This window comes from Acinetobacter sp. YH12046 (genome assembly GCF_013419905.1).
In the GTDB taxonomy this organism is placed as follows: domain Bacteria; phylum Pseudomonadota; class Gammaproteobacteria; order Pseudomonadales; family Moraxellaceae; genus Acinetobacter.
In genome coordinates this window covers 35,065-52,599 of record NZ_VOZF01000007.1, presented here as the reverse complement: position 1 = coordinate 52,599, position 17,535 = coordinate 35,065, and the positions used below count along the sequence as shown (strand labels likewise).

General features: G+C 42.7%; 21 protein-coding genes. 2 read left to right on the top strand and 19 right to left on the bottom strand.

The window, feature by feature from the left end; genetic code table 11:
- Positions 1-178 precede the first annotated feature (178 nt).
- Together zapE and FTU03_RS06505 are read right to left on the bottom strand one after the other, a co-directional pair.
- Positions 179-1,330 (bottom strand): cell division protein ZapE, encoded by a 1,152-nt coding sequence (zapE, locus tag FTU03_RS06510; protein ID WP_104425963.1) that lies wholly within the window; start codon positions 1,328-1,330, stop codon positions 179-181.
- An 83-nt stretch (positions 1,331-1,413) separates the two neighbouring features.
- Complete coding sequence (locus FTU03_RS06505; RefSeq protein WP_166135051.1) at positions 1,414-2,421, bottom strand: AraC family transcriptional regulator; 1,008 nt, start codon at positions 2,419-2,421, stop codon at positions 1,414-1,416.
- Positions 2,422-2,565: 144 nt separating this feature from the next.
- Between FTU03_RS06505 and FTU03_RS06500 the strand changes: the two genes are divergently transcribed.
- Together FTU03_RS06500 and FTU03_RS06495 are read left to right on the top strand one after the other, a co-directional pair.
- The gene (locus FTU03_RS06500; RefSeq protein ID WP_179992443.1) at positions 2,566-4,062 is read left to right on the top strand and encodes an NAD(P)/FAD-dependent oxidoreductase; all 1,497 of its coding nucleotides are present in this window, start codon (positions 2,566-2,568) and stop codon (positions 4,060-4,062) included.
- A gap of 65 nt (positions 4,063-4,127) precedes the next feature.
- Positions 4,128-5,036, top strand: a complete 909-nt coding sequence (locus tag FTU03_RS06495; protein ID WP_179992442.1) for a lysine exporter LysO family protein — start codon at positions 4,128-4,130, stop codon at positions 5,034-5,036.
- A gap of 101 nt (positions 5,037-5,137) precedes the next feature.
- On the opposite strand, the gene FTU03_RS06490 is transcribed toward FTU03_RS06495, so the two are convergent.
- The 17 genes from FTU03_RS06490 to FTU03_RS06410 form a co-directional block, all read right to left on the bottom strand.
- Positions 5,138-5,359 carry a hypothetical protein gene (locus tag FTU03_RS06490; RefSeq protein WP_005236122.1) on the bottom strand — a complete coding sequence of 74 codons (222 nt, stop codon included), beginning with the start codon at positions 5,357-5,359 and terminating at the stop codon, positions 5,138-5,140.
- A gap of 87 nt (positions 5,360-5,446) precedes the next feature.
- Positions 5,447-6,127, bottom strand: a complete 681-nt coding sequence (pyrF, locus tag FTU03_RS06485; RefSeq protein ID WP_166139453.1) for an orotidine-5'-phosphate decarboxylase — start codon at positions 6,125-6,127, stop codon at positions 5,447-5,449.
- 242 nt (positions 6,128-6,369) lie between these two features.
- Positions 6,370-6,735 carry a lipopolysaccharide assembly protein LapA domain-containing protein gene (locus tag FTU03_RS06480; RefSeq protein ID WP_005236124.1) on the bottom strand — a complete coding sequence of 122 codons (366 nt, stop codon included), beginning with the start codon at positions 6,733-6,735 and terminating at the stop codon, positions 6,370-6,372.
- A 22-nt stretch (positions 6,736-6,757) separates the two neighbouring features.
- On the bottom strand, positions 6,758-7,063 hold the full coding sequence (locus FTU03_RS06475) for an integration host factor subunit beta (protein ID WP_005097312.1): 306 nt from the start codon (positions 7,061-7,063) through the stop codon (positions 6,758-6,760).
- Positions 7,064-7,227: 164 nt separating this feature from the next.
- A complete protein-coding gene (gene rpsA / locus FTU03_RS06470) occupies positions 7,228-8,904 on the bottom strand; it encodes a 30S ribosomal protein S1 (protein ID WP_004783987.1) in 1,677 nt (558 codons plus the stop codon).
- Positions 8,905-9,014: 110 nt separating this feature from the next.
- Positions 9,015-9,698, bottom strand: a complete 684-nt coding sequence (gene cmk, locus FTU03_RS06465; RefSeq protein ID WP_179992441.1) for a (d)CMP kinase — start codon at positions 9,696-9,698, stop codon at positions 9,015-9,017.
- 14 nt (positions 9,699-9,712) lie between these two features.
- A complete protein-coding gene (locus tag FTU03_RS06460; protein ID WP_004783989.1) occupies positions 9,713-10,147 on the bottom strand; it encodes an SRPBCC family protein in 435 nt (144 codons plus the stop codon).
- Positions 10,148-10,209: 62 nt separating this feature from the next.
- On the bottom strand, positions 10,210-10,725 hold the full coding sequence (gene tadA, locus FTU03_RS06455; protein WP_104425959.1) for a tRNA adenosine(34) deaminase TadA: 516 nt from the start codon (positions 10,723-10,725) through the stop codon (positions 10,210-10,212).
- Between the two features lie 6 nt (positions 10,726-10,731).
- Positions 10,732-11,853: an enoyl-CoA hydratase/isomerase family protein gene (locus tag FTU03_RS06450; protein ID WP_179992440.1), complete on the bottom strand. Its 1,122-nt coding sequence runs from the start codon at positions 11,851-11,853 to the stop codon at positions 10,732-10,734.
- Positions 11,850-12,563 carry a uracil-DNA glycosylase gene (gene ung, locus FTU03_RS06445; RefSeq protein ID WP_179992439.1) on the bottom strand — a complete coding sequence of 238 codons (714 nt, stop codon included), beginning with the start codon at positions 12,561-12,563 and terminating at the stop codon, positions 11,850-11,852. The genes FTU03_RS06450 and ung overlap by 4 nt, the downstream gene beginning before the upstream one ends.
- Positions 12,564-12,608: 45 nt before the next feature.
- Positions 12,609-13,205 carry a 6-carboxytetrahydropterin synthase gene (locus FTU03_RS06440; RefSeq protein ID WP_166139444.1) on the bottom strand — a complete coding sequence of 199 codons (597 nt, stop codon included), beginning with the start codon at positions 13,203-13,205 and terminating at the stop codon, positions 12,609-12,611.
- A gap of 160 nt (positions 13,206-13,365) precedes the next feature.
- A complete protein-coding gene (gspK, locus tag FTU03_RS06435) occupies positions 13,366-14,337 on the bottom strand; it encodes a type II secretion system minor pseudopilin GspK (RefSeq protein WP_179992438.1) in 972 nt (323 codons plus the stop codon).
- 14 nt (positions 14,338-14,351) lie between these two features.
- Entirely contained in the window at positions 14,352-14,978 is a 627-nt protein-coding gene (gene gspJ / locus FTU03_RS06430) for a type II secretion system minor pseudopilin GspJ (protein WP_179992437.1), read from the bottom strand.
- The gene (gene gspI, locus FTU03_RS06425; RefSeq protein ID WP_171521873.1) at positions 14,975-15,559 is read right to left on the bottom strand and encodes a type II secretion system minor pseudopilin GspI; all 585 of its coding nucleotides are present in this window, start codon (positions 15,557-15,559) and stop codon (positions 14,975-14,977) included. The genes gspJ and gspI overlap by 4 nt, the downstream gene beginning before the upstream one ends.
- Positions 15,549-16,097: a Tfp pilus assembly protein FimT/FimU gene (locus FTU03_RS06420; RefSeq protein WP_179992436.1), complete on the bottom strand. Its 549-nt coding sequence runs from the start codon at positions 16,095-16,097 to the stop codon at positions 15,549-15,551. The genes gspI and FTU03_RS06420 overlap by 11 nt, the downstream gene beginning before the upstream one ends.
- Positions 16,098-16,106: 9 nt before the next feature.
- Positions 16,107-16,721 (bottom strand): TetR/AcrR family transcriptional regulator, encoded by a 615-nt coding sequence (locus tag FTU03_RS06415; RefSeq protein ID WP_125279027.1) that lies wholly within the window; start codon positions 16,719-16,721, stop codon positions 16,107-16,109.
- Between the two features lie 40 nt (positions 16,722-16,761).
- A complete protein-coding gene (locus tag FTU03_RS06410) occupies positions 16,762-17,535 on the bottom strand; it encodes a TatD family hydrolase (RefSeq protein WP_125279028.1) in 774 nt (257 codons plus the stop codon).

The window sequence follows — 17,535 nt, the reverse complement described above, 5'->3', positions numbered from 1 at the left end:
TAAAGTTTTTGAAATGTAGAAATTAGACTTAAGTTCAGATTTTTGAATAAAAGTTGTCCGTTCTTTTTATACAAGGTCATATTTAGATCAAGATTAAGCCATGTTTGGCTGAGCTTGTCGATCTTTGACGCAATGGAATGCATAAAAAAGCGCCGGTCATGACCAGCGCTTGTTGTATTTATTCAGGCTCACTTGAAGCTATTTTCTCGATCTGGCGATGTTCTGAATGCAGATATTCATCTGATTGCATCTCTAGCAAACGTGAACGGGTCCGTTCAATTTCGAAAGCCAGTCGCTCACCTTTATAAAGATCAATAATATTATCTTCTGAAGTCAGCAGTAATTTGACTCCACGGTCATAAAATTCATCGACCAGATAAATAAAACGGCGTGTGGCATCATTTAGGAAATCGGTTAAATGCGGCACATTGCTGACCAATACCGTATTGTAGATATTCGCAATTTCAATGAAGTCAGCCGGACTACGCGGTTTTAGGCATAGTTCAGAGAACTCACACCACAACACATCTTCAGTATGTGCCACAGTTTCAACAATGCGGTTATTGATGATGATTGGTTCTTGAGAAGAGGTTTGGGTTTGAGTCAGTGCGGTATAGCGATGTGCCAACCAGTTTTTATTATCATGCGTTAGTGGATATTTGAATAATTGCGCCTGCTTTAAGACACGTAAACGGTAATCCACACCGGCATCTACATTCAGAATGACACAGTTTTTCTTGACCATTTCAATGGTTGGCAGAAAACGGTCACGGTGAATCCCATTTTTATATAAACCATCTGGTGCAATGTTCGAAGTTGCCACCAGCGTAATGCCACGCTCAAACAGCTTCTGGAACAGATCACTCAGGATCATGGCATCTGTCACGTTAGATACAAAGAATTCATCAAAACAGATCACCACAGCATCTTTATAAATCTGATCCGCTACCAGATCCAGAGGATTGCGCTGACCCGAAAGCTTGTTTAATTCACGATGCACATGTTGCATGAAATGGTGAAAGTGCATACGGGTTTTACGGCGAAATGGAATCGATTCATAAAACTGATCCATGAGCCAGGTCTTGCCACGACCTACTCCGCCCCACATATATACGCCTTTTGGCGAAGTCTGACGACGAAAACGGCGAAAGGCTTTTTTAGACGCTTTGAAGCGCTGAATTAATTCCAGCCAGGTACGATTCAGCTCATGTACTGCCATGGCCTGTGCATCATCAGGCATAAACTGTCCTGAAGACAAAGCCTGTGCATAACGTTCTGCAGGAGAGATCGGACTAAAAGCGGTGCTGTGCTGTGAATTAAAATCGGACATAGGTTTCGTACTATTCAGGATCTGTTTAATTATAGCGGAGTTTAGAACGCACACTATAACACTTTGGCATTAACTAACTTAGGCTATTTTATATATTGCCGAGGACTTTGCCCAAACCAACGCTTAAAGGCATGGTTAAAAGCAGCCGGTTCGGAATAACCCAATAACTCTGCAATCATTTCAATCGAATACTGTTTATATTCAATGAGTCGCAAAGCTTTATCTTTAATAATCTCTTCGCGAATCTGTTTATAACTGGTATCGAACTGCTGTAATTGATGGCGTAAAGTACGTTCTGGAATATTCAGAGCCTGAGCCGTTTCAGCCATACTCGGCATCAAACCGGTTTGCAGCTCCAGATAATCCTGTACTCGCTGTACCACAGTCGGGACATCAGCATCTTCCGCCAGACGTTCCAGTTCAGTCAGACACTTTGCTTCATAGACTGCAAAGGTCTCCGCATCTGCTGAAGGAATTCGGATATCCAAAATGGCCTCATCAAACCAGAATGCAGCTCTTGCAGCACCAAACTGTACCTGTGTTCCATAATAATCATGATAGATTTTCTGGGTAGCAGGTTGTTCCGGTGCGGCGAAAGGCAGTTCAATCTGCAAGTCAGGCTTGGACAAACCCATCATCTTGTAAATATCGCGAATGAACTTGAAAGTACCTGAAATCTCAGCTTGCGCGACCAGCATTCCCAGATGATCTTCCGTTTTCTTGGGATAATAGCAAAGCGCACTGCGGTACTCACTTTGCTCCACTCCCAACTGACCGGTAAGATGCGTCAATTGCTGAAAACGAATCACCTGGTGCATCGCATCACGTACAGTAGGACTGGTCACCAACAACATCAGCAAAGGCCCATAACCTGCCAATGCATAATGCTGGCCGATCAATAAACCCTGTTCTGGCTGGATATCCTGACCCACCACCTTGAGCACATCATATTCCACGCTTGGGTGAATAATTGAAGTCGGATCAAGCGCATCAACACGCAAGCCGATATTTTGCAGTTTTTGATCGACCTCTATGCCAGCCTTGCGCATGCCCTGGATCAGATACATCAGACTGAGAACAGAACGTTTCATAACCATACAAATACAATGTGATAGCTCTAGTTGTACTATAAAAATAAGCAGTCGGCTATTGCCGTTTAGATCAATTTTATATCTAATGGCCAGTTAATAAATCAAGATAATTATCCATTATTAAAATAAGCAAGGAATGCGAAGATGCTGGACAATACAAGCCTTACCCACACTCATCCTTATACCAAAGTGGCCATTATCGGTGCCGGTTTTGGCGGGATAGCGATGGCAGTACGTTTACAGCAGCAAGGCATCCATGATTTTATTATTTTAGAAAAAGATAGCGATTTTGGTGGAACTTGGCGCGATAATCAGTATCCGGGAGCGGCCTGTGATGTGCAATTACATATGTATTCCCTTTCCTTTGCTCCCAAAACTGACTGGTCAAAACGCTATGCCGAAGCACCGGAAATTTTTAGCTATATTCAGGATTTAGTCAGTGATTATAATCTTCGGGCTTTTGCTCGGCTGAATACCGAAGTACTTGGGGTTCATTACCAGCAAGACCGATGCTTATGGCAGATCCATCTGCAGGATCAAAGCATTCTGGAAGCCCAGTTTGTAGTATTTGCCTCTGGCCCTTTACATATTCCTCAAATTCCCCATATTCCGGGCATTGAAAAATTTAAGGGCAAAATCTTTCATTCTTCTCACTGGGATCATCATTATGATCTCAAGGGAAAAAATGTCGCATCGATTGGGACAGGTGGCAGTGCAATTCAATATATCCCTGAAATTGCACCCGAATGCAAACAGCTCTATGTCTTGCAACGCACTGCGGTTTGGGTCATTCCACGGGATGAGCGCCTATATCATGACTTGGAAAAAAAGCTGTTTTCCAAATATAAATGGTTCCGCAAGTTACACCGTATTCGGCTGTACTGGTCCAATGAATCACGCGTGGTGCCTATCGTTAAACCAGCTGTCATGAAATATGCTCAGAAACTGGCTGAAGCTTATATTCGTTATCAGGTCAAAGACAAGGAAACTGCCAAGAAATTAACCCCAGATTACATCATGGGCTGTAAACGGATTCTGGTGTCTAATCAATATTTCCCCACCTTTAACCGTAAAAATGTGGAACTAGTGACTGAAGGCATTCGTGAAGTGACCGAAAACAGTATTATTACAGCAGATGGTAAAGAACGTCCGATTGACTGCCTGATCTACGGTACCGGATTTATTACTGATCCTAGAATTTATCTGAAAAATTTTGATTGCACTGGCTTGAATGGCATTCACTTGAATGATGTCTGGAAAGATGGTGCCGAAAGCTATTATGAAATCTGTGTGAAAGGTTTTCCGAATCTGTTCCAGCTATTAGGACCGAATACTGTGCTGGCACATAACTCAGTGCTTTTCATGATTGAAGCCCAAGTAAGTTATATCCTACAAATGATCGCTCTAGTGGATCAATCACATAGTGATGCAATTGTGGTCAAAGATCAGGTACAGGAAAAATTCAATCAGGATGTCCAACATATGCTGGATAATACGGTCTGGCAATCTGGCTGTGTCAGCTGGTATCAACAGGAAGGTGGGAAAAATTTTGCCTTGTGGCCCACTTATACCTGGAAATACTGGCTCAAAATCAAAACCCTTAATGCGGCAGATTACTATTTTTTAAATAAAGCCAGTTAAAAGCCCTTCACATACATAGTGCTAGCGATGGCATAATAAAGACTGATTTATCATACTTTTTTATTATGCAATCGCTTTGGTTAGTATCCCAACTTCTGGTCTGTTTAGCACTTGGCTTTGTTTTTGCGAAACGGCTTCCTGCTCCCTTCACAAAAATCTGCTTTAAGGTTCTTCCTTATTTTAGTTATATCTTACTGATTGCCATCGCTTTTGAGTTTTCTGAACTTTTAGCGGAATTACCTCATCCTGCTCAGATTCTAAATACCTCTATTACAATTGCTTTTCTCACCTCTATTGGGGCATTTGGCTGTTGTTATCTGCTATTTAAATGGGCAGATTTTCAACCTTCTTCTGGACGAGTCTCCACTGAGCTAGTGATTAAATCACTGATCAATATCAGTTATGCGTTCTTCGCCTTAGCCGCTGGCTACTTGCTGCATTATAGTTCCACTCAAATGGGTCTTTCTATTCAAATCAGCACCTGGCATTTATTACTGGTCTTTATGTTTCTGATTGGACTGGATCTTGCCTATTCACCACTTGATCGCTCATGGTTGAACTGGAAAATCCTGCTGGTTCCGGCAGGTTGTATTGCTGGTTCATGCGTGGCAGCAATTGTCTATTCTTTCTGGAATCCAGATATTCATTTAAAAGACCTGATTATGCTGTCGCAAGGTTATGGTTTTTATTCCATGTCGGGTGTTGTCGTCACAGAACTGAGAAATGCAGAACTGGGTAGTATTGCCCTGATGAATGACCTGTTTCGGGAAATTTTTGCGATTTTACTGATGTATTGTGCCGGCTGGCGTTACCCAAGATCAGCAATTTCTGCTGCAGGTGCGACTGCGATGGATGTGACTTTACCCATGGTCAAACAGGCCTGTGGCAATGATTTTATTCCACATGCCATGGTGAGCGGTTTTATTTTATCTGTATTGGCGCCAGTAGCGGTAAGTGTGTTGGCGGTAATTTAAAAATCCCTCCCGACCTCCCTTTTTTAAAGGGAGGAGAAGTCCCCCTTTCATAAAGGGGGATTTAGGGGGATTCAATTAGAAATAAAATAAACTACGGAATATTAAAAATTCAAATCAACCCTACTCAATGAATCTCCTACTGTCTCCATCATCTCTGAAGCGAGTTCTACAATATCTATGCTATCAAGGCCTGACATCCAGTCCCATGAACCCGACTGTGCCTGTTGTTTATATTTTTCCTGCTGTTCGAACTGATCTGCTATTTTTTCCATCTCCAGCCTTTGTTCTAGCATCTTTTGTTCTGGTGTCTTTATTATTCTCATTTGAAATTCCTTTTTATTTTTATACAGCTTTTCTTAATGTATAAAAAAAGCCTTTCATATGAAAGGCTTTTCATCAGGTAACCGGAATTACAATGTTGCCAGAATATCTTTTAGGGTTTGACGAGGATTTTCAGACTTGGTAATTGGTCGACCAATCACCAGATGTGTTGATCCGTCCAGCATTGCCTGCTTTGGTGTCACAATACGTTTTTGATCGTCTGCATTTGAACCTTCAGGACGAATCCCAGGAGTGACCAGTGCAAAGTCTTGTCCAATGGTTTCACGCAGCATTTTCGCTTCTTGTGCGGAACAGACCACCCCATCCAGGCCACTGTCTTTGGTGAGTTGAGCCAGACGTTTTACATGTTCATTAGGCTCGATATCCAAGCCAATATCTTTCAAGTCTTCACGCCCCATTGAAGTCAACACAGTTACCGCAATGAGTTGAGTCTTATAGTTACCTGCTTTTAAACGCTCAACACAGGTCTCCATCATTTTACGACCACCTGAAGCGTGGACATTGACCATCCACACGCCCAAGTCTGCCGCAGCACATACCGCTTGTGCAGTGGTATTCGGAATATCATGGAACTTCAGATCTAAAAACACGTCAAAACCTTTGTCTTGAAGTGCTTTTACAATGATAGGACCTTCATGAGTAAATAACTCTTTGCCCACCTTTACTCGACATAAGGCAGGATCGAGCTGCTCTGCAATCGTTAAGGCATCAAATTGACTTTTAGCATCCAGTGCAACGATGATACTCATGAGAAGACCCTTCAAATTGACAAAATTAAACCATTATACGGACTAGCCCTATAACAACCAAGAATATTTTCGCAAAAATGATTTTTTGATTCAAATTAAGTCATTTATTTATATAATTTTTATATATTTCTTCTAAATATAATTTAGCAATAAAAAACGCCTTAGAAGCTAAGCTAAAAGGCGTTTAATCAAAACAGGCGAAGTAAAAAAATCAGTAGATTACTTCGACTTCTCATTTTTGTCTAAAGCGGTGCCGATGGCCTGTCATTAGAATTAATATCTAATACTGTTTTCTCATGTCGTGTATGAGCTGCCGCTTCTGCTGCCATCATCTTGGCAGTATTCAACTGTTCCTTACGTAGATGTTCAATATCTTTACGTAGTCGTTTAATTTCCCAATTACTCTGAAAAACGCGGAAAACCTGCACACCGAGTAACAAGCCAACCACTATTCCTAAGGAAAGAGTCAAAAGGAGCAATAACCCTAAGCGCATTGCAGGAACTTGAGTAAATAACAAGTCCACTGAGACCTCAGTCCCGTTTTGCAACACCAAAGCTAATGAATAGCCAAAGACGAGCAATAAAAGAATGACCAGAACGTAACGCATGAACACCCCGTAAATATCTTGTTTATTTGTTTGCAGATTCGTTTACTGCATCACGAAGTGCTTTACCTGGCTTAAAGTGTGGAACAGCTTTTGCTGCAACTTCAACAGATTTACCAGTTTTAGGATTACGACCCACACGAGGCTCACGATGATGCAATGCAAAGCTGCCAAACCCGCGAATCTCAATACGGTTATCAGATGATAAAGCTTCAATCATTTGATCAATCATAATTTTAACTGCTTCTTCCACTAAAGGTTCAGCCAAATGCGGATTCTTTAGCGCGATGCGCTCTATTAAGTCAGACTTATTAAGTGCTTCAGTAGTCATCTGCGACCTCTTTAATTATCAAGCTACTCGGGATCTATTTTCCGATAATAACCTGTTTAAATACAAAACGGTAGCGCAATAATTAAATACTACGCTACCGTTTACAGTATTTGTGTAAAAAGTATTACTTAACTTACATTAACAATACAATTCACCATCTACTCTTAGTGATTCATTTGCGCTTTGATCAAGTCACCAATAGTTTTAGGACCATTGTCTTGACCAGCAGCAGCTGTTTTCAGGTTAGCAACAGCTTCTTTCTCTTCAGCTTCGTCTTTCGCTTTGATAGACAAGTTGATAGAGCGAGATTTACGATCTACATTGATGATCTTAGCTTCAACTTCTTGACCAACTTCTAGGAATTTAGTCGCATCTTCAACGCGGTCGCGGTTGATTTCAGATGCTTTAAGAGTTGCTTCAACTTCATCAGCTAACTTAACAGTAGCGCCTTTAGCGTCAACTGCAGTTACAGTACCTTTAACAAGCGCACCGCGTTCGTTAGCAGCTAAGAAATCGTTGAACGGATCGCTGTTCAATTGTTTGATACCAAGGCTGATACGGTTGCCTTCAGCATCTACAGACAGGATAACTGCTTCAACAGTGTCACCTTTCTTGTAACGACGGATAGCTTCTTCGCCTTGTTCGTTCCAAGAGATGTCAGACAAGTGAACTAGACCATCGATACCGCCTGGTAAACCGATGAAGATACCGAAGTCAGTGATTGACTTGATAGTACCTGAAACTTTTTCACCTTTGTCGTGGTTCTTAGCAAACTCTTCCCATGGGTTAGCACGAGTTTGTTTAATACCAAGAGAAATACGACGACGCTCTTCGTCTACTTCAAGAACCATAACATCAACTTCGTCACCGATCTGAACTACTTTAGATGGGTGGATGTTTTTGTTAGTGTGGTCCATTTCTGAAACGTGTACTAAGCCTTCAACGCCTTCAGCGATTTCTGCGAAACAGCCGTAGTCAGTCAGGTTAGTTACGCGAGCTTTAACGATAGAACCTTTAGGGTAACGGCTCATGATCGCTAACCATGGATCTTCACCTAATTGTTTAAGGCCTAAAGATACGCGGTTACGTTCGCGGTCGAATTTAAGTACTTTAACAGTAACTTCTTGACCCACTTCAACAACTTCTGATGGGTGCTTGATACGTTTCCAAGCCATATCAGTGATGTGAAGAAGACCGTCGATACCGCCAAGGTCAACGAATGCACCGTAGTCAGTAAGGTTTTTGATAGTACCAGTAACTGTTTGACCTTCTTCAAGCTGAGCAAGAAGAGCTTCACGGTCAGCTGAAGATTCAGCTTCCATAACAGCACGACGTGAAACAACAACGTTGTTACGTTTAGCGTCAAGTTTGATTACTTTGAATTCTAACTCTTTACCTTCCAAGTGAGTAGTATCACGGATAGGACGAGTATCAACTAAAGAACCTGGAAGGAACGCACGAACTGGACCGATGTCAACAGTGAAACCGCCTTTAACTTTACCAGAGATAACACCAGTAACGATTTCGCCGTCTTCAAAGATTTTTTCAAGTTTAGTCCAAGTCTCAGCGCGTTTAGCTTTTTCGCGAGAAAGAACTGTTTGACCCATACCGTTGTCAAGTGCTTCAACAACTACGTCTACAGTGTCGCCAACTTGAACTTCAAGTTCGCGCTGTTCATTTAAGAACTCAGCACGGTCAACAACGCCTTCAGATTTAAGGCCAGTGTCAACAGTTACCCAATCAGAGTCGATGCTTACTACAACGCCTTGGATGACTGCACCCTTTTCAACGTTGAGGTTTAATTCGCTTTCTTCAAAGAGGGCTGCAAAAGATTCGGTCATGATATATCCGATAAAGTCAGCGGTCTTGGATCAGACAAGGCCGGTTTAATTAAGCATCTACATAGTCCATATAAAACTGATCAAGCTATGCGTCTGCTGAAATAATAGGGTTATTGAGCTAATTGCTGATCCACATATGTGGTCATCAGCTTGAATACTTCATCGATATTCAAATCTGAACTATCGATAATGTACGCATCAGCAGCAGGTTTGAGCGGAGCGACAGTGCGTTCCATATCTCGTTTATCCCGTGCTTCGATATTAGCTAAAATGTCGTTTATTTTAACATCCAGCCCCATACCCTGCAACTGCTTTACACGTCTTTGCGCACGGGATTCAGCCGAAGCTGTCAAATAAATCTTGGCTTGTGCATCTGGGAAGATACTGGTCGCCATATCGCGGCCATCTGCCACTAGACCAGGAGCTTGAGCAAAAGCATGTTGACGGGCCACCAGAGCAGTTCTAAGTTCAGGAATTGCAGCAACTTTTGAAGCATACTCACCGACCCGTTCGGTACGGATAGTTTGGGAGACATCTTCACCATTCAGCCATACCTGAACACCTGATTCAGTGCTGACAAATTGGATATCCAAATTTGTTGCAATTTGTACGCATTCAGCCAGTTTAGTATCCAGTTCATCGAGTAAATTATGGTGATGCAATGACAGTCCTAATAAACGATACAAAGCCCCTGAATCCAGTAAATGAAAATGGTAATGTGCTGCCAGTTTTGCAGCCAGTGTGCCTTTGCCAGATCCACTTGGACCATCAATGGTAATAATTTGAACTGTCATTACTTTCCCGTTATTTATACAGATTTTGCAAGTTTTGCGAGGCCTAGTTTAATCCCTGTCTTGAGCTGTGCAAGAATTAATTTACTGACAAATGGAAGACGTGCCTGCAATTCTATCGTATAAGTCACCAGACTTTTGTTATCGTCCAATGCTTCAAACTCAATAATACCCAAATGATGTTTAATCAAAGGATTTTTTACGATCTTGTATTCAATACGGGAGTTCGGCTCTAGCAAGGTAATTTGCTCTTTTAGCGGCTTGACTGGACCTAAACCCATGCTACGCACAGAACCCACACCATCTGGGCGCTCAGGGTCTGCCGAATCCTTAATCCGTTCCACCTGCATTGGTGCAAAAGCCACGTTATAAGCATCGTGTTTAGACAGCAATTCAAAAACCTTATCAATCGCTGCTGGGAATTCTTTTTTTACCTGAATCGCATTTTTCATTTTTCTTTTTCCTGAAAATAAATGATTTTAAAGTGAGCAAAGTTTAACGAATTAGATTCGATTTATTTATGAGCATTCAGTAATTTTTCTTGCAATTTCAGCTGGCGTTTTTGTTCACGACGCAACTTGAAAAATGCACTCAACTGCTCAGCACACTGCTGCTGCATACAGCCCGAGTCAAATAGAAATACATGATTATAGTAGCCAGTCTCAAAAAGCTTGCGTGCACTCACCAAAGAACCTGCTTTGGGCTCATTTGTACCAAAAACGACCCGTGAAATACGCGAATGCACCAATGCACCTACACACATGGTGCACGGTTCCAGAGTTACATAGAGGACAGCATCTTCAGGCAGGCGGTAGTTTTTCAGGTTCTGACAAGCTTCACGTAATGCTACGATTTCAGCATGGGCAGTCGGATCATTTAAAGAAATAGGCGCATTGTAGCCACGGCCAATGACCTGATTTTGACTGACAATCACCGCACCTACAGGAATTTCACCCTGCTCAGCAGCAAGTGCAGCCTGCTCATAAGCAAGCCGCATCCAGTATTCATCGGTAAATTGTGTTTCGGACATTCAGACTTAAATCACATCATAGTGCTTGAGTAGCTCATTCCAGCTTTCAATGGTGGTTACCGGTGGATTCTGAGACAGAATGCCTTTCAGGCTTAACTCACTGCCTTTTTGCCATTCTGGAGACAGATCTTTATCAACCAGTCGTGCACGTACACCTTCCACAAAATCAGGATGACGGATTTTCCAGTCTGAAATCTGGGTTTCCAGTTCAAAAATTTCATTCCAGGAATGAACCTGTTTACCCCATTGCCATAATAACCAGCTTAGAGCAGCGGTTGCAGGTGAACCTTTTTGCAGGTTTTCGCTGGCCTGACGCAACCAGTCACTGCGCGCATCACTTAAACCAATAATCGATTCATAATCGTGCTCGAAGTTTACGCCACGACATACACTGTGGATTACATCCAGTGAGTTTTGCAAAGGACCCGGGCCTACCGGACGGTGCATGCTGTTCAAGGTGTCATCAATCGCACGGAAATCCCCAGCTGGATAATGTTCCCAGTCTATATTTACGACCTTATCTAATACTGAATCACGCTGTGCATCACAGATATGAGTCGCCCAGCCAATACCGTAAGCACCCGCAGCAGTCATAATGGAACCCGTTAAACCTGTAAACAGGCCAATCGCTCCACGGTCTGCTAGGAAGCGGGTCGCACCCACATCTGGATATAAACCAATATTAATCTCAGGCATGGCCAGACGTGAATACGGCGTCACCAAACGGAATGGAGCCGCCATAAACAGGCCTAAACCACCACCCATAACATAACCTTCACCCCACACCAATACCGGCTTGGCATAGTTATGCAGCAATAGATCTAGCGCATATTCCTGTTCAAAAAACTTATTAGCGGTTGCCACTTCATCATTAATTACTAACTGACGCAGCTTACGTACATCGCCACCGGCACAAAATGCTTTCGGGGTAGTTGAATCCAGCCAGATCGCTTTTACGCTGTCATCTGTATGAAAGTCCTGAAAAACTTCCAGTAGTGCAGAAACCAGAGATTCATCTAAAGCGTGTAATGATTTTGGACGATTCAGGCGTACAATGCGCCAGCCATTGTTGGCTTGTTCAACAATCAGGTCCGGATGGTAAGGTTTAGTTATAGGAGAATAAGTCATGCGTCCAGCTGCCAATCTATAGGCTCAATGCCATGTTGTTTGAGATAATTATTCGTTTTCGAAAAAACTTTACAACCAAAAAAACCACCCCGGTTTGCTGACAAAGGCGAAGGATGTGCTGCCTTTAAGACCAGGTGTTTATTTTGATCAATGCGCTGTCCTTTACGCTGTGCGTATGCGCCCCAAAGAATAAAAACGATATGTTCACGTTGTTCATTCAATACATCAATGACGTGATCTGTGAATTCTTCCCAACCACGTTTCTGATGTGAAGTTGGCTGTGCTGCCTCTACGGTCAGTACAGCGTTGAGCAGAAGTACACCCTGTTCCGCCCAATGAGTTAAATCACCATGTTTAGGGATTTTTACGCCTAAATCATTATGTAACTCATGAAAAACATTACGTAAAGATGGAGGTAATGCAACCCCTTTTTGCACCGAGAAGCTTAAACCATGCGCCTGATTCGGACCATGATAAGGATCCTGACCAATAATCACCACTTTAACCCGGTCTAATGGCGTCGTATTCAAAGCATTAAAAATCAGGTGATTCGGTGGATAAATCACCTTGTCTGCTTTTTTTTCTTCAATTAAAAACGTTTTTAACGCATCCATTTTTGGACTCAATAAAAACTCACTGAGTCCATATTTCCAGCTGTCATCTAACTGAACTTTATTCAGTTTGGCAATTTGCTGTTCATTTAAAGACATGCTTCAATCCTAAATCTATGTCAGTCTGCGTTTATATTCGAATTTTTAAGGCTGGACTTGCAGATCCACAGCCGGATTATGAAATGGAAGACCCTGTTTCAGTTTCGCAAACATCTCTGGATCTGTCCATTCTGCACGCACCTGCTCCGAGAATTCAATCTGTTCCAGGCTAAGTGGACCCATTTGTTCATTCTGGATATCTTCCAGAAAGCTTTGCGCATAGCCGGTATCAGTTTCATGGACAATCACAGAGTAAACTTCAACATCCCCTTCACCATTCTGGGTGACAGTAGATATCAGTACCTGCTGAGCCAAGAAGAAGAAAATACGTGAAAACTGTTCTGCAGATGGCGAAACCGGCAAAGATACCCAGCGTGCACTAAAATTCTTGCATGCCTGAATATATTCAGGATCATCTTTTTGCCAAAAGCAGATCGCATGGTCAAAAGAATCAAAAAAATCCTTAATCACCCCTTTGAGCAGACCAAAATCATATACCATCTGGCCATGATCCAACTTCGACGCTTTCAGCAATAACTCAACTTTATAACTGTGACCATGAATCGAACGTTTACAGCGATCCGAGGTGCAGTTACGCACAATATGAGCATTTTCAAACTTAAATAACTTACGAATTAACATATGCCGTAATGTCGTCAAAAAATAGGTGAATTAATTTCAATTATAAAGCAAAAGTAAACCGATGAGGATTAATTTTGCAGTTCGTCATGATAGGCAAAAGGGATTGAAGCGAAAACAGATTAAATTCCAAAAAATGAGATTATTTAAAAATGGTGGAATTTTAAAAAGGTGCCATGCTTCGATAGGCAACATAAACCTTCTTGTCCTGCCGCACCAGATCACTACTAAACTGACGTTTACGCTCACTCAGCATCACTTCGATACGTGCTTTAAAGTGATTGGATTGCACCCCAAGCAGGTTATTAAACAGGTTGTGTTTGGCTGCATCCACCTGAGCAAAGGGTTCTAGTGTCCAAAGATCAGCTACATTGGAAAAATATTCCAGATTTGCCTGACGGCGATCCAGCAATTGCTGCACGGCATTCACATCCAGCTTTTCATCCATGCTCGCCAAAAGAAATGCAGATGCGGTATTAATATTGACCGTAGTATCTGCTACAGGCACAGTACTTAGATAAGGTGCAATTAGTTTGTACTTGTTTTCTTCAAAGCCTCGTACCAGTTTCAGCTCTTCAACGCTATGAAATTTGGCATTCGGAGGTAGAGAACCATTCGGCAAGCCCTGATAATAATTAGATTCTGCGCCCATTGGTCCACTTGACATTTCATCTTCATCCTGCCAGTCGATCACGGCTTCACTCAACTGCTCTGGCAATCCAGCACGTTTTAATATCAGCTCAAACCAGGCTTTAGCATTTTCATTCACCGTGCCTTCTGCTGTAATCAGGCTATTTAAATTAAACTTACCCGACTCATCTTGCAGTATTCCCGAGACATAACCATCTTCAACCGGAAAAGCCGGCATCGGCTGCGCCCAGGTTTCATTTAAATGATCAACTTCTGCTGCATTCTCTGCGTCATCGACCAGCAATTCAGAAAAAAACGCTTCAGCACTTTTGGCATACATCAAAGACTGGTTTTGTCGCATTAAATAAGCGGTACTTTCAACAGTTGCAGCCTGACGTTTAGCAATAGCCGCAGCCAAAATAGTTGCAAGCGCCACCATCACTAGAATGGTAATCAGAGCAATCCCCCTCTGCTGTTTGATCATCATTGCTTTGTTCATCTGCATTTTATTATTCTTTGTCAGGTTAGTTTTTGGGTTTCAAGCAGGAAATCTGTATTCAATAAACTGAAAATCCACTCATAACTGACCCCATTAACCATTAAGTTAATTTTAATGCCTTTGGGTAAACGCTGTTTTTGCTCAATCTGATTTAAATCAAAAGATGAGTCTGGCCATTGGGTCATTTCATTTGGATTAAGTACTACGATCTGAAACTGCTCAACATCGGACAACAACACACTGGATTCAGGTTGATCACGCCCGGTCTGGTTTAAATTCCGGTATTTCAGGCGATAGAGTTTTTGTTCATCTGCCCGGTACTGATATTCAACCCGTTCATCTGGAGAAATCCCCTCTTCCAGAGGATCGGTGACTCCAGTCTTACTAAAGTTAAAACGCCCGTTTTGCAAAACCAGTGCCGGCTGAATATCACCATTAATATTGGCCGTCAAAGGCACCGCCTGCACCGTATCACGCAAGATCTGCTGATGAGTATCTTGTAACTGACTTAAGCGCTGTTCATGCACCGCATTACGGTCTTTGGTTTGTACAATATAATCAAATACTTTCCAGCCTAGAGCAGAGAGTACGGCGAAAATAGCAATAGCAACCAGTAGTTCGACCAGCGTAAATCCCTTAGACTTCATGGCGCTTCATTCATCCGGTGATTAAAGAACATCAAGCTGCTAATTCCATTTTCTGCCTGACCGGTTTCAGTGTTGACCAGACTCACCTGTAATTCAATGCGTTGTACATTAGGACTTACGGTAGGCTCACTGCGCTTATCGATTTGCCAGGTTTCGCCCTGTTGAGTGAGTTGTTTAGATTCTGTACCAGTAAGCCACTGCTGATTGATTTCCATTAGTGCTGCTTCATTCAAGGCAACAAACTGGGCTTGGGTTCTCAAAATGGCATTCGAAGTCGATTGGGTATATTGCATAGCAACTTTAGTCAGGGTCATGGCTGCTGTGGCAAAGATCGCCAGCGCGACCATCACTTCCAGCAAGGTAAATCCTGAGGCACGATTAAGTCGAGTAATCCTCGACCTGAGCGGCATTATCGCGCAAAAAAGTCCGAAAGCTGTGCTTGAGGAGCCGCGATGAGTGAAACGCTGTTTCACCGCTGCGCAAGACGAAGAGCTATACTCGGATTGCGCACGATCAGCATTTGACTTAAATGGCTTGATTACATCAGCTCCGGCACTCTGCTTGAAAACCCTAGCTTTCATGGACTTTACCCAAGTGATCAATTTCAATCGGATTGCCTACTTCACGATCTTCCAGATAGAACTGGATTCTGACCGGTTTAACTTCACCATTGCCTAACCAGATCAGCTTGGGTGCATTGGCTTCAGTAAGATCCCGATTTTGGGCATTATTATAACGCTGCTCTAAAGACTGAATCCGGAAAGAGACCTGCTCCGGTAAACTGCGCAGATTAAACTCCACATAATTTTGCCATTTCTGCTGATTTAAAGTCGATTCTGCCTGATTAGGTGAACGATATTCCACGATCCCGTAGCGAAATGGTGAAACATCAGTGGCAGCCTGAACATCAAGCGCAAGAATACGGGATTGATCATTAGCTTCCCGCAAGATTCTTTGCAAATCCAGTAACAGGACTTCTCGTGCCTGCATTGCCTTGCGCTGATCTACTCCACCAATATTCAATACAACTAGTGATGCCATAATACTCATAATCACAATCACCACCATCACTTCGATTAGAGTGAATCCACGAATGGAGGCGTGATGTGATCTGATCATAGGCAACTCTTAGGCGAACTGCTCGGCAGGATGGACCTGTTTCGGTAAAGCTAAAGCTTGATCAATAAGGGCAACGCGCAAGGTATCGCGTGAACCGAGATAGCGCTGATAAAAACTGGAGTTCAGAATCGCAGCTGCACCATGGGTCATCGACCAAATTGAGGCCAGATAATCACGCACCGACATGCTGCTATTGATTGAAGCCAAATAGCTTTCAGTCATACGGATAATCAAACGTAAGCGCTGTTTGCGCACCTGATAAAGTTCGCTAAACAGGTGCTGAATTCCAACACCTGTTGTAGAAAGACGTTCTTCAATCTGATGAAAAAGGACAGTACGTTCAGGGTGATGCAGATGATGCAACATAAAGAATGCCAGATGTTCAGGAAAAGCCTTATCACTATCCTGGATCATTTCCAGCAACATGCGCTCATTACGGATAATCAGCAATATGTACAATTCATCTTTACTCTGGAAATGCTTATAAAGAGTGCCTTTGGCCAGATCCAGTTCTGCTGCCAGTGCATCCAGGGTCATCCCTGCTTCACCATTTTCTAGCAGTAACTGTTCTGCAACTTGAAAAATCAAGGTTTCTCTTGCTCGAAACTGAGCCTGACGATCCATCTTCACCCTATAACTCTCTTGTACTCTTATCTAACTTTACTTACTTTGAATTCAGAAGATTCTCAAAGTTCTGCTTTGTGATATAAGCCATTTCTTCTAGCGACTTATCATATACATCGCAAAGCGCTTTGGCTACATAAGGAACGTATTTTGGTTCATTAGATTTGCCACGATATGGCATTGGAGCAAGGTAAGGACTATCCGTTTCGATTAAAACCCGATCAAGTGGAACCTGTTTGGCCACGTCACGCAAATCCTGGGCATTTTTAAAAGAAACAATACCGGAGAAAGACACATAATAACCGCAGTCTAAAACAGCTTTAGCGGTTTCCCAGTCTTCGGTAAAACAGTGCAAAATGCCATGGGTAGATTTCTCTGCACGGATAATATCAACAGTATCGTGCTTGGCAGAACGGGTATGCACGACTACAGGTTTTTTCACAATTTGTGAGGCATGGATATGACGGGCAAAACAGTCTTTTTGCTCGTCAATAAAATCGGTACTATGATAATAATCGAGCCCCGTTTCACCCAGCGCCCAGACTTTTTCTGGCTGTGCCAGTTCAACCAGATATTCAGTGGTCGCACGCGCCATCGTCGCCGCATCTTCGCAAGGATGTACACCGACGGTATAACCGACATCAGGATGACGGGCCGCGATTTTAGCCAACTCGATATGATCATCCAGATCCACCGAGATACTCATAAACTTGGATACGCCTGCTTCACGGGCCTGAGCGAGCGCCTGATCCAGATCACCGTTATAAGGTGTTAAATCGAGCAGCGTTAAATGGCAATGAGTATCTACAAACAC

Bases quoted from the DNA above. Each gene is read 5' to 3' on its own strand.
- zapE (WP_104425963.1), bottom strand. From the start codon at position 1,330: ATGTCCGATTTTAATTCACAGCACAGCACCGCTTTTAGTCCGATCTCT.
- FTU03_RS06505 (WP_166135051.1), bottom strand. From the start codon at position 2,421: ATGAAACGTTCTGTTCTCAGTCTGATGTATCTGATCCAGGGCATGCGC.
- FTU03_RS06500 (WP_179992443.1), top strand. From the start codon at position 2,566: ATGCTGGACAATACAAGCCTTACCCACACTCATCCTTATACCAAAGTG.
- FTU03_RS06495 (WP_179992442.1), top strand. From the start codon at position 4,128: ATGCAATCGCTTTGGTTAGTATCCCAACTTCTGGTCTGTTTAGCACTT.
- FTU03_RS06490 (WP_005236122.1), bottom strand. From the start codon at position 5,359: ATGAGAATAATAAAGACACCAGAACAAAAGATGCTAGAACAAAGGCTG.
- pyrF (WP_166139453.1), bottom strand. From the start codon at position 6,127: ATGAGTATCATCGTTGCACTGGATGCTAAAAGTCAATTTGATGCCTTA.
- FTU03_RS06480 (WP_005236124.1), bottom strand. From the start codon at position 6,735: ATGCGTTACGTTCTGGTCATTCTTTTATTGCTCGTCTTTGGCTATTCA.
- FTU03_RS06475 (WP_005097312.1), bottom strand. From the start codon at position 7,063: ATGACTACTGAAGCACTTAATAAGTCTGACTTAATAGAGCGCATCGCG.
- rpsA (WP_004783987.1), bottom strand. From the start codon at position 8,904: ATGACCGAATCTTTTGCAGCCCTCTTTGAAGAAAGCGAATTAAACCTC.
- cmk (WP_179992441.1), bottom strand. From the start codon at position 9,698: ATGACAGTTCAAATTATTACCATTGATGGTCCAAGTGGATCTGGCAAA.
- FTU03_RS06460 (WP_004783989.1), bottom strand. From the start codon at position 10,147: ATGAAAAATGCGATTCAGGTAAAAAAAGAATTCCCAGCAGCGATTGAT.
- tadA (WP_104425959.1), bottom strand. From the start codon at position 10,725: ATGTCCGAAACACAATTTACCGATGAATACTGGATGCGGCTTGCTTAT.
- FTU03_RS06450 (WP_179992440.1), bottom strand. From the start codon at position 11,853: ATGACTTATTCTCCTATAACTAAACCTTACCATCCGGACCTGATTGTT.
- ung (WP_179992439.1), bottom strand. From the start codon at position 12,563: ATGTCTTTAAATGAACAGCAAATTGCCAAACTGAATAAAGTTCAGTTA.
- FTU03_RS06440 (WP_166139444.1), bottom strand. From the start codon at position 13,205: ATGTTAATTCGTAAGTTATTTAAGTTTGAAAATGCTCATATTGTGCGT.
- gspK (WP_179992438.1), bottom strand. From the start codon at position 14,337: ATGCAGATGAACAAAGCAATGATGATCAAACAGCAGAGGGGGATTGCT.
- gspJ (WP_179992437.1), bottom strand. From the start codon at position 14,978: ATGAAGTCTAAGGGATTTACGCTGGTCGAACTACTGGTTGCTATTGCT.
- gspI (WP_171521873.1), bottom strand. From the start codon at position 15,559: ATGAAAGCTAGGGTTTTCAAGCAGAGTGCCGGAGCTGATGTAATCAAG.
- FTU03_RS06420 (WP_179992436.1), bottom strand. From the start codon at position 16,097: ATGATCAGATCACATCACGCCTCCATTCGTGGATTCACTCTAATCGAA.
- FTU03_RS06415 (WP_125279027.1), bottom strand. From the start codon at position 16,721: ATGGATCGTCAGGCTCAGTTTCGAGCAAGAGAAACCTTGATTTTTCAA.